The organism is Streptomyces flaveolus (genome assembly GCF_014648815.1).
GTDB classification, from domain to species: Bacteria; Actinomycetota; Actinomycetes; order Streptomycetales; family Streptomycetaceae; genus Streptomyces; species Streptomyces flaveolus.
On the sequence record NZ_BMRV01000035.1, the window covers coordinates 1 to 3,730 of the forward strand.

Consider the following 3,730-nt stretch of genomic DNA (forward strand, 5'->3'; position numbering starts at 1 on the left):
GCCGCCATGAAGCCCGGCGAGAGCGTCACCAACTCCCAGGGCCTGCCCACCATGACACTCACCCTCGGCAAGGACTTCAAGGGCGCCGGGGTCAAGATCAACGCCCCCTCCGGAAAGGCTCCGGAGGGGGTGGAGAAGTCCACGGCGGACAAGGTCCAGTGCGCCAAGTGACCTGACGGCCCTCTCTCGCGTCTTACCGGGCGGCCGTCGCGACCGTGGCGGAAACAACCCGTCGGGTCGGCCGTACAGCCAATGGGGCGGCCCGTACGTCCAACTGTGCGAACAGAACGCGCCCTTGGGCACGTCGGCCGGCGCGAGGGGTGGGGAGAGGGACATGACGCAGAGTGATGTGCGCGGACGGCGGACGCGCTCCGGTGCCGTCCGGCGCGGGAGGGGTGCCCGGCAGGGGGCCGCGGGCGGCGAGGGCCCCGGCGCGGGCGCGGAGGACCGCACCGGCGGACACGGCGGCCGGCGGTCCGGGCGGCGGCGGGCGGGGCGCGGGCGCCGTGTGCTCAGGTGGTCCGCGTCGACGCTCGCGGTGCTGATACTCGGGACGGCCGGCGCCGGATACCTCTACTACCAGCACCTGAGCGGCAACATCGAAAAGGGCGAGCGCAACAGCGGCGACTCGAAGGCGCACAGGACCGAGCCGAACGCGGCCGGGCAGACACCCCTGAACATCCTGCTGATCGGCTCCGACAGCCGCGCCTCCGACGCGAACGTGGCGCTGGGCGGCGGCAAGGACCACCGCGACAACCCGCCGCTGGGCGACGTGCAGATGCTGATCCACCTGTCCGCGGACCGCAAGAGCGCCGCGGTGGTCAGCATCCCCCGCGACACCCGGGTCGACATCCCCAAGTGCACGGACCCGGACACCGGCACGACGTATCCGGCGACCAACACGATCATCAACGAGTCGCTGGGCCGGGGCGGCGCCGGCTGCACCCTGGCCACCTGGCAGAACCTCACCGGGGTCTACGTCGACCACTGGATGACGATCGACTTCGCGGGCGTCGTGTCGATGGCGGACGCCGTCGGCGGGGTCGAGGTCTGTGTGAACCAGAACGTGTGGGACCGCCCGCTGAGCGCCGGCGAGAGCGGCGGCTCGGGCCTGAAGATGAAGGCCGGCCGGCACAAGGTGCAGGGCGAGGAGGCCCTCCAGTGGCTGCGCACCCGGCACGCCTGGGGCAGTGACCTGATGCGGGCACGGGCCCAGCACATGTACATGAACTCGATGATCCGGACCCTGAAGGACCAGAACGTCTTCACCGACGGGGGCCGGCTGATGAACCTGGCCGAGGCGGCCACGAAGTCCCTGGGCGTCTCGGAGGAGATCGGCACGCCCAAGAAGCTGTACGACCTCGGGATGCAGCTGAAGACGGTGCCGACGGACCGCATCACCATGACGACGCTGCCCACCGTCCAGGACCCCGAGGACGAGAACCACCTGCTGCCGGACGGAGCGAACGCCGAGAAGGTGTGGGCGATGCTCCGTGACGACGTGTCCTTCGACGACAAGGGCGCGAAGACCGGCGGCAAGGGCGCCGGCGGGAGTGACGGCGAGGGCGCGGGCACCACCGGCGGGGACGGCACCGGCAAGTCCCCCGAGGACCCGGCCGCCGCGGACGCCGAGATCGGCGTACTCGTGCAGAACGCCACCCGGTCCGACTCGCTGGGTCCGGTCAGCGGACGTGCGGGCACGGTCGCCGAGGCGCTGGCGGAGAAGGGCTTCGACAGGGCCACGAAGGACACCTCGGCGGCGCTCTCCGAGGAGCGGACCGTCGTGCGCTATCCGAGCGCCGATCTGGCCGGGGACGCGCAGCGGGTCGCGACCGCGCTGGGCATTCCGGCGAGCGCGGTGCAGAAGTCGGCGGACGTCTCCGGCGTCACGGTCGTCGTCGGCACCGACTGGCGCTCGGGCACGACGTATCCGAAGCAGAAGACGCCGGAGGCAGGCGACCTGCCCGACAACAGCGACGCCCTCAACGGCGCCGACACCGGCAAGTGCATGGACGTCTACCAGCCCTACCGCTGGTAGACGTTCACAGAAATGGGTCGGAATGCCCTGTTGTAGGGGAGTCGAATTTGTCACCGGTGTCGTTCGACGCTGAACTGGACGGATAGTGTGAGCGCTCCAGTGCCCCCGCCGCGAGGTCCGCCCTGGCGTCGTGCACTTGTTGACCCTTTACCGTGCGCCTTCGGGGGAAGGCGCCGCGTGGCCCCGACGGAGGACTGGGAGACCGTGGACGCGCAAGGACGTGGGCGGGCGGACGACATCGACCCCGCAGACCAGTGGGTGCTCAATCCGCGGACCGGCGAATACGAACTGCGGCTGCCTTCTTCCGCGCCGCAGCCAGCCGTTCCGAAGCCCCGCGGAAGCGCACCGGGCGAGAGCGACGGCGAGCGCGGCACCACCAGCGCGACCCGTCGCCGTACGACGGCCCCCGGACGTGACGTGCCGCCCCAGCGTCGCCGCCGTCCCGCACCGGAGGAGCCGGCGCCCGGGCGGCGCGGCCGGCGGCCGGCCAAGAAGTCGACGGGCAAGAAGGTCCTGCTGTGGACCGGCGGCACGACGGCGTTCGTCGTCCTCGTGGCCGGTGTCGGCGGCTACCTCTACCTCAAGCACCTCGAGGGCAACGTCTCGACGACGGACGTCGGCAGCGCGGGCAGCAGCAACTTCAGCAAGGACGAGGCCTTCAACATCCTCATCATCGGCACCGACAAGCGCACCGGTGAGGGCAACGAGGGCTACGGCGACGCCGGCAGCGTCGGGCACGCCGACACCAACATCCTGCTGCACGTCGCCAAGGACCGCTCCAACGCGACCGCGCTGAGCATCCCCCGCGACCTGATAGTCGACATCCCCGACTGCCCGACGACGCAGGAGGACGGGAGCGAGAAGGTCATTCCGGGCCAGCAGGGTGTGCGCTTCAACCGGAGCCTCGGCGAGAGCGGCCGGGACGCGGGCTGCACCATGCGCACGGTGAAGGAGGTGACCGGCATCCCGGTCGACCACTTCATGATGGCCGACTTCAACGCGGTCAAGACGCTGACCACCGCGGTCGACGGTGTGGAGGTCTGCGTGGAGCACGCCGTCAACGACAAGCAGTCCAAACTCGTGCTGCCCGCCGGCAAGTCCAAGGTGGAGGGCGAGGACGCCCTCGCCTTCGTCCGCACCCGGCACGCCTTCGGCAACAAGGGCGACCTCGACCGCATCAAGGTGCAGCAGCAGTTCCTGGGCTCGCTCATGCGGAAGATGTCCTCCAGCGACACCCTCACCAGCCCCACCAAGCTGGTGAAGCTCGCCGAGGCCGCCACGAAGGCGCTCACCGTGGACAAGCCCATCGGCAACGTCGGCACGCTCAAGGACATCGCCCTGGAGCTGAAGAAGGTGCCGACGAAGAACATCACGTTCGCCACGGTGCCGGTGAAGGACAACCCCGCCGAGAAGACCCCGGTGACGGTCGTGGTGGACGAGGCGAAGGCGCCGCAGGTCTTCACCATGGTCCAGAACGACATCTCGTTCACCGAGGTCAAGCAGCAGCAGAAGAAGGAGGCCGCGGCCGTCGCGGCGCGCCTGCAGGGCACCAAGTCCGAGCCGTCCGAGATCCGCGTCCGCGTCCAGAACGGCGGCGCCCCGGGCGGCAGCGCCGGGAAGGAACTGCTCTACCTCCAGAACGAGGCGGGCGTCACCAAGTCCGAGAACGCCGGCAACGCCCCGGCCCCGCTC

The 3,730-nt window shown here is 70.3% G+C and carries 2 protein-coding genes and 1 pseudogene; all 3 read left to right on the forward strand.

Annotation, left to right across the window (positions count from 1 at the left end):
* A pseudogene (locus tag IEZ05_RS36005) lies at positions 1 to 171 on the forward strand (LCP family protein); the annotation flags it as partial.
* A 163-nt stretch (positions 172 to 334) separates the two neighbouring features.
* Positions 335 to 2,038, forward strand: a complete 1,704-nt coding sequence (locus IEZ05_RS36010) for an LCP family protein (RefSeq protein WP_189234542.1) — start codon at positions 335 to 337, stop codon at positions 2,036 to 2,038.
* 204 nt (positions 2,039 to 2,242) lie between these two features.
* The coding region (locus IEZ05_RS36015; RefSeq protein ID WP_189234543.1) for an LCP family protein at positions 2,243 to 3,730 on the forward strand (1,488 nt) is incomplete at its 3' end.

What these genes read in the sequence shown, in the direction of transcription:
- IEZ05_RS36010 (WP_189234542.1), top strand. Translation starts at nt 335, where the DNA reads ATGACGCAGAGTGATGTGCGCGGACGGCGGACGCGCTCCGGTGCCGTC.